This window comes from Kitasatospora sp. NPDC091335 (assembly GCF_044757205.1).
Lineage (GTDB): Bacteria > Actinomycetota > Actinomycetes > Streptomycetales > Streptomycetaceae > Kitasatospora.
In genome coordinates this window covers 25,615-32,570 of the sequence record NZ_JBIVUM010000007.1, presented here as the reverse complement: position 1 = coordinate 32,570, position 6,956 = coordinate 25,615, and the positions used below count along the sequence as shown (strand labels likewise).

At 73.7% G+C, this 6,956-nt stretch carries 6 protein-coding genes; 4 read left to right on the top strand and 2 right to left on the bottom strand.

Annotated features, from left to right (window positions below; genetic code table 11):
* Positions 1–248: 248 nt before the first annotated feature.
* Entirely contained in the window at positions 249–968 is a 720-nt protein-coding gene (locus ACIQOW_RS17290; RefSeq protein ID WP_401085373.1) for a hypothetical protein, read from the top strand.
* Positions 969–1,551: 583 nt separating this feature from the next.
* Positions 1,552–1,884, top strand: a complete 333-nt coding sequence (locus ACIQOW_RS17285; RefSeq protein WP_401085370.1) for a hypothetical protein — start codon at positions 1,552–1,554, stop codon at positions 1,882–1,884.
* Positions 1,885–2,022: 138 nt separating this feature from the next.
* On the opposite strand, the gene ACIQOW_RS17280 is transcribed toward ACIQOW_RS17285, so the two are convergent.
* Positions 2,023–2,382, bottom strand: a complete 360-nt coding sequence (locus ACIQOW_RS17280) for a hypothetical protein (RefSeq protein WP_401085367.1) — start codon at positions 2,380–2,382, stop codon at positions 2,023–2,025.
* 763 nt (positions 2,383–3,145) lie between these two features.
* Entirely contained in the window at positions 3,146–3,667 is a 522-nt protein-coding gene (locus tag ACIQOW_RS17275; RefSeq protein WP_401085364.1) for a SigE family RNA polymerase sigma factor, read from the bottom strand.
* Between the two features lie 241 nt (positions 3,668–3,908).
* Here ACIQOW_RS17275 and ACIQOW_RS17270 point away from each other — a divergent pair, with 241 nt between their 5' ends.
* Positions 3,909–5,255, top strand: coding sequence for a GH1 family beta-glucosidase (locus ACIQOW_RS17270; protein ID WP_401085362.1), 1,347 nt, complete (start codon positions 3,909–3,911; stop codon positions 5,253–5,255).
* A gap of 176 nt (positions 5,256–5,431) precedes the next feature.
* Positions 5,432–6,946, top strand: a complete 1,515-nt coding sequence (locus ACIQOW_RS17265; RefSeq protein WP_401085359.1) for a TIGR02677 family protein — start codon at positions 5,432–5,434, stop codon at positions 6,944–6,946.
* Positions 6,947–6,956: the final 10 nt, after the last annotated feature.

Here is a 6,956-nt window from a genome sequence, read left to right as displayed (position 1 = left end):
CGTGGCTGCCGCTGGCGCTCGTCCTGCCAACCCCGACCCCGCCCGGGTGCGCGAACAGCTCCCCGCCGCCACCACCTGACCCGGCGACAGTCCGGTCCGGGGCGTTGCAGTCCGGTGACATGGAATGCGCGATTCCGTCGATCGTTCGTACTAATTTCGACGTGCACGCCGCCCCCGCCTCCCGGCCCTCGCCGGACGGGGACGGGCACCGAGCGCCTCCGCACCCGTACTTCGTTCAGGAGAACCGCATGTCCCTCTCGACGACCCGCCGTACGACCGCTCGCCGTTCGCTGGTCGGGACCGTCCTGGCCGCGGCCCTGCTGGTACCCGCGGCCACGGCCTGCTCCTCCTCCGCGGACGCCCACGACACGGCCGCGCCCGCCACCACCCCGCCGGCCGCCACCGCACCCACCACCCCGGCCGCGCCGCCCGCCACCGCACCGCCCACCACGCCCGCCGTGCCCACCACTTCCGCCAAGAGCGGCGCGCCCGCCCCGGCCACCACGCCCTCCAAGGGCGGCGTGACCACCCCGGCCGCCCCGCCCAAGGGGACGTCCGCGGGCCACTCCCCGACCCTGGTGGACGGCAGCACGGCGGAGATCCGCGACCTCGGCAACCAGAACTACAGCGCCAAGATCGTCAACAGCGGCCAGGTCCTCGCCACGCTGGAGACGAAGAACGAGGACGCCGGACTCAACGCCAACGGCATGTTCGTCGTGCTCTCCCTGGACGGCACCATCCACTCCTGGATGGGCGGCTCCCACTCCGGCCCGGGCACCGTCAAGCTGGCGGGCGGCTGGACGGCCAAGGTCACCAAGACCGGCGAACTCCACTACCGCGCCGAGATCCTGGGCATGAACAACGAGGTCTACGGCACGCTGGACGCCGACCAGCACGACACCGGAGCCGCCGCCAACGGCGTCTACATCGTCCTCTCCGCCGGCGGCGAGATCAGCGCCCACGCCTGATCACCCCGGGGCCACCAGCCTCCCCACGGCAACGCCCGCCACCGCCCCCGCCGAGCACGGGGGCGGCGACCAGCCCCGCCGACCGCCGCCCGACCTGCCGGAGCCGACACTCCTCGGCTTTCGACGGACACGCCCATCTATGTGGCCCGCCTTCGATAGGTGGTATCCGGAGCCGACCAAGAGAGGCGAGGACCGATGCAGCGCGCTGATGCGGAGTGGATGCTGAGGTGGTGTACCCTGCAAGGCTTCCTGGCGGTGCGGGCCGTCGCTCGGTACGGGGTGTTCGAGGCGGAGGCGGCTGTCGCGGGCGTGGCGTCCGGGACGGAGGCTCTGGCGGAGTACCTGGCGGGGGTGGCGGACGTCTGTCGGCGGGTCAGAGGCGAATGGGCGGCCGGGGCCCGGGCGGAGGCGGCGTTGGTGACTGGGTTTCGGGAGACGGACTCGATCGGGCAGCGTTGGCTGTTGGCCACCTGCCGCGAGTACGGAGGAGAAGACGAGTACCGGGCGCTGCTGGCGGCGGCGCGGAGTATGAAGACGGGCCGTCCGGGCGGGCGTCGGCGTCGTGCGGCGTCGGTGCGAGGACATGCACGACGCCGGGTTCGCCGACATCCACGAGCTGGCCACGGCTCACGCGCCCGGCGAACTACCGGAGGAGCCACGACGGCAGATCGAGGAGATCGCCGACGCCTGCCACCGGATCCCGTACCCGGCGGCCATGGTGCCGCCGGTGCGGCCGCTGCTGGCCCCCCGGCGGTTGGCGGGGAGCTGGTTCCCGACGTCGCGGATCGGCCGGGCCTGGGTGCGGGAGCGTTCCGCGGGGTTGCCCTACCGGGTGCCGCGCTCGATCCGGCGGACGCTGGAGAAGGCCGGACCCGAGGACGGTGGCCAGGAGGACGGGACGCGCGTGCGTTCCTGATGGCCGCCCGGGAGCTGACGGTCGCTTGAGCGGCGCGCGGGCAGGTGGACGTGCCGAAGGGCGGAACCACCGAGCCGCTCGGTGATACCGCCCTCAGCCGACGCTCGGCGCTCTGCAAAGGGACGCCGAGGTCGGGTCTCAGCGGACCTCGGCCACCAGCGGCCCGTACCGCGCCTTGATGTCCGCCTCCGCCGTCTGCCACTGCGGGGTCTCGACCACCACCCCGGCGCCGTTGGGGGCGATCGTCAGCCCGTTGATCGCCACGCCCTTGGCCTGCCATTCCGTGGTGTCCGCCTTGATCCGGTCCACGAGCGCGCGGAGCTGGTTCTCGGAGGCCTGCACGTCGGCGAACGTCACCTTCAGCAGGGGCCATCCGGTCGCCATGCGGGTCACGTTGGCGTCCAGGTCGCTGCCGGGGACCCGCATCACATAGACCGTGTTCGTGCGGGCGGAGACGCAGACGCCGGAGTAGTGGTCGGGGTAGTTCGTCATCGCCATGCCCCCGATGGACCGGCCCGCTCCCATCAGATCGGCCTGCGGATCGTCCGAGGACGAGCCCGAGGACGTGGGCCGGTTCGAGGACGAGCCCGACGACGTGGGCCGGTCCGAGGACGAGCCCGAGGACGTGGGCCGGTCCGAGGACGAGCCCGACGACGTGGGCCGGTCCGAGGACGAGCCCGAGGACGTGGGCCAGGAGGAGGACGAGCCCGAGAACAGCGGCAGGCCCGACGGGACGCCGGTTGACGAGGGGGAACCGGAGGACGACGGGTCAGGCGTCGGGACTCCGGACGAGGCCGAGCCAGACGAAGCCTCGCCCGATGACGGCATCCCCGACGAGGACCCCCCAGCGGCACCCTCGACGAACTCCCCCCCGATGAGGAGTCCCCCCGACGAGGACCCCCCCGGCGAAGGCTGCGTGACCACGCGCGAGTGCTGGCCCGGCGCCCCCATCGACGAGGGCCCCTGCTCACAACCCCAGATCACGACCGCCGGCCCCGGACCGGTCGCCCCAGGGGTCGGACTCGACAGGCCCATGCCCGCCCCCGCCACCCCCGTTCGCCCCGGCCCGGCGCCGCCGCCGACCTGGGTCAGCAGGCCCGCCCCGACGGCCAGCACCGCCACCGCCGTCGCCCCCCGTACGGCCGCCTGCCGCCGGACCCGTCGTCGTCCGGCCTCGCGCAGCTCGGCCAGCGGCGGGCTGCCGCCGATGCCCGCCGCGTGCGCCCCGAGCCGGGTGACCAGTTCCTCCTCGAACCTGTCCTCAGCGCTCATGCCCCACCAACTCCCTCACCGGTTCGATTTCCTGTCGAAGCGCCTTGATCCCGCGCGCCAGGTGGGTCTTCGCCGTGGGCACCGAGCACCCCAGCTCCTCCGCCACCTGCGCGACCGGCAGGTCCAGGTAGTAGCGCAGCACGACGGCCGCCCGCTGCCGCCGTGGCAGTCCGGCCAGCGCCGCCGCCAGCTGGTCGTCCCGCTCGGCGTCCTGGACCGCCGGCCCGTCCGGCAGTGCGGAGGTGAGCACCTCGCGTCTGGTCCGGCGCCACCGCGAGACGTGGGTGCGGACCATCGTCGTGCGGACGTACCCCTCGGTGGCTCCCGCGTCCCGGATCGTCGAGCGTCTCGGGTACACCTGGGCCAAGGCGTCGTGCAGCAGGTCCCGGGCGTCGTGGACGTTCCCCGTGATCAGGTACGCCCCGCGCAGCAGAGACTGGTACCGCGCCGCGACGAACTCGTCGAAAGGGTCGGATCCGGAGCCCCCGGGACGGATCGATTCGCGCTTCATACCCACCAGGACGTCACAGCGGCCGAAAACGGATGACAACGGACCGTACCTGTTTTGGCCAGGGGCTTTCGGCTGCCGCCGGCCCGGCCCAGCCCGTCCCAGGACAGTCGGCGCCGCACGGCGCCGCACGGCGCCGCACGGCGCCGCACACCGGCCCGTCCCGGCCGGCCGACGGCCTCTGGTGTTTCGGCGCCGCGTCACTAACATGAGTTCTCCTCGCGTTTCTCGTCAGGAGGCTGTCATGCCGGACCGCTTCGACCTCCCGGCGGACTTCCGCTGGGGCGCCGCCACCGCCGCCTACCAGATCGAGGGGGCGGTGGAGGAGGACGGCCGCGGCCCGTCCGTCTGGGACGTCTTCGCCGCCCGCCCCGGCGCCGTCCGCGACGGCCACACGGGCGCGGTGGCCTGCGACCACTACCACCGGTATCCCGAGGACATCGAGCTGATGCGTGGGCTCGGCCTCGACGGCTACCGCTTCTCCGTCTCCTGGCCCCGGGTGCTGCCCACCGGCGCCGGCGCGGTCAACGAGGCCGGGCTCGCCTTCTACGACCGGCTCGTGGACGCGCTGCTGGACGCCGGCATCACCCCGCTGCCCACCCTCTTCCACTGGGACCTCCCGCAGGCCCTGGAGGACGGGGGAGGCTGGCTCGACCGCGACACCGCGTACCGCTTCGCCGAGTACGCCACCGTCATGGCCGACCGCCTCGGCGACCGCGTCCCCGCGTGGATCACCCTCAACGAGCCCTTCGTCCACACCGTGTACGGCTACGCCCTGGGCACCCACGCCCCCGGCCGCACCCTGATGTTCGAGGCCCTCCCGGCCGCCCACCACCAGCTCCTCGCCCACGGCCTGGCCGCCTCGGTCCTCCACGACCGCGGCCTGTCGGCGATGCTCTCCAACAACCTCACCCCCGTCGAGCCGGCCTCCCCCTCGGCCGAGGACACCGCCGCCGCCGAGGCCTACGACGCCCTGCACAACCGGCTGTTCACCGACCCCGTCCTCCTCGGCCGCTACCCCGACCTCTCCGCCCTCGGCGTCCCCGACGACATCTTCGGCGCCGTCCACCCGGGCGACATCGACCTCATCCACACCCCCGGCCTCGACGGCCTCGGCCTCAACTTCTACAACCCCACCCGCGTCGCCGCCCCCACCGGACCCGGCCTCCCCTTCGACCTCGTCGACATCCCCGACGTCCCCCACACCGCCTTCGGCTGGCCCGTCGTCCCCGAGGCCCTCCACCGACTCCTGCTCAACCTCCGGGACTTGTACGGCAAGGCCCTCCCGCCCATCACCATCACCGAGAACGGCTGCTCCGTCACCGAGGACACCGTCCCCGACCGGCCCCGCATCGACTTCATGGCCGCCCACCTCGACGCCCTCGCCCGGGCCGTCGCCGAGGGCGTCGACATCCGCGGCTACTACACCTGGTCCCTGCTCGACAACTTCGAGTGGGCGGAGGGGCTGTTCAGCCAGCGCTTCGGCCTCGTCCACGTCGACTTCGCGACCCAGCGGCGCACCCCGAAGGCCTCGTACGCCTGGTACCGCGACCTGATCGCCGCCCACCGGGCCCGCTCGCTCCCGCACTGACAGCGGTCCGAGGCCGCCGCCCGTCGCCGCAGCCGCCCGTCGCCGCCGCCGGGCGGTACGCGGTGCCCCCGGCAGGGTGGCCGCTGGACCTCCGCGGGCGCTCCGTCGCCTCCGGCATCAGTATTCTGGTGCCCGACGGAGGGGAAGGGGAGTCGTTGCGCAGGGTGCCGCCGGAGATGTTCCGGTTCACGACGGGGGAGAAGGCCGAGCTCTACGGTGCGATCCTCCAGGCCTTCGGCGCCGCCAACGAGCGGCTGGAGACCGCGCTCGGACTGGACGAGGTCAGGGCCCGGCTGCGGACGGTCGGCTGGCTCGACGCGATCCACGACGACGACCTGCGGGAAGCGCTGCTGAAGCTCAGGGAGTGGCAGCTGCTGGACGTCGTCCAGAACCACGCGGAGAACTACCGCACCGCCGAGGAGTACGAGCGCCGCAACCTCCAGTACTCGCTGACCAGGCGCGGCGAGGCCGCGTTCGCCGGGGTCGAGCACGCGCTCGCGGTGCTGGCCTCGACCGGGGCGCTCCAGACGGCGGTGCTGGAGGCGATCACGGACCGGCTCGACGAGCTGTACGTCCTGCTGGGGGACTCCGCGTCCTCGGACCGCCGGGTCTTCAGCACGCTCCAGGAGCTGGAGGGCCACCTGGAGGCGCTGCTCTCCAACACCAAGGCGTTCAACGGCGAGTTGCAGCGCCTGCTGCGCGCCGAGGGGGCGGACCTGGCGACCTTCCGGGAGGTGAAGGCCGCGACGGTGGCCTATCTCCAGGAGTTCCTCGTCAACCTCGACCAGCGGGGACAGACGGTCGCCTCCGCCGTGGAGCGGGTCGAGGAGCGCGGGGTGGGCCTGCTGCACGAGCGGGCGGTGCGGGGCGCCGAGCTGCCGCCGGTCGCGGACGGCGATCCGGCGCCGGCCTGGCTGGAGCGGCGCCGGGCACGCTGGGAGGGGCTCCGGGCCTGGTTCCGGCCCGTGGACGGGTCGCGGCCCCGGGTGGAGCAGCTGTACGACGTGGCGCGGCGGGCGATCGTGACGCTCCTCCAGGTCCTCGACCGGATCACCGAGTCACGGCGCCGCTCCTCCGGCGCCGTCCAGGACTTCCGGGAACTGGCCCGCTGGTTCGCCGCGGCGCCCACCGAGGACGACCTGCACCGTCTCTGGTCGGCCGCCTTCGGCCTCGGCCCGGCCCGCCACGCCCATCTCGCCCACCCCGACCAGGAGTTGGTGCCCTCCTCGGGCACCTGGGCGGAGGCCCCGCCGGTGGAGGTGTCCGCCCTGCTGCGGGCCAGCGGCCGCACCGAGCGGTTCACGCGCACCGGCAGGGTGCGCGACATCGGCGGGATCAAGGCGGCCCGCGCCGAGCTGGCCCGCAAGGAGCGCGCCGAACTCGAAGCCGCCTGGGACGTCCTGGGCACCGACGGCCCCGTACGGCTCTCCGGCTTCGGCACGCTGGACCATTCCGTCTTCGAGCGGCTGCTCGACCTCCTCGGCAGGGCGCTGGCGGTACGGCCGGACGGCAGCGGAGCGCGTCGGGCGGTCACCTCGGACGGCCGGGTCGAGGTCGTCCTCCGGCCGCTGCCCGATGCCGGACGGGCCGTCCTGTGGACGTCCAGGGGGCGGCTGGAGGGGCCCGACTTCCTGGTGGAGATCCGAGGCCCGGGCGCCTCGCGGGCGAGCACCGCTGAGGGGTCCACATGAGTGGATCGGT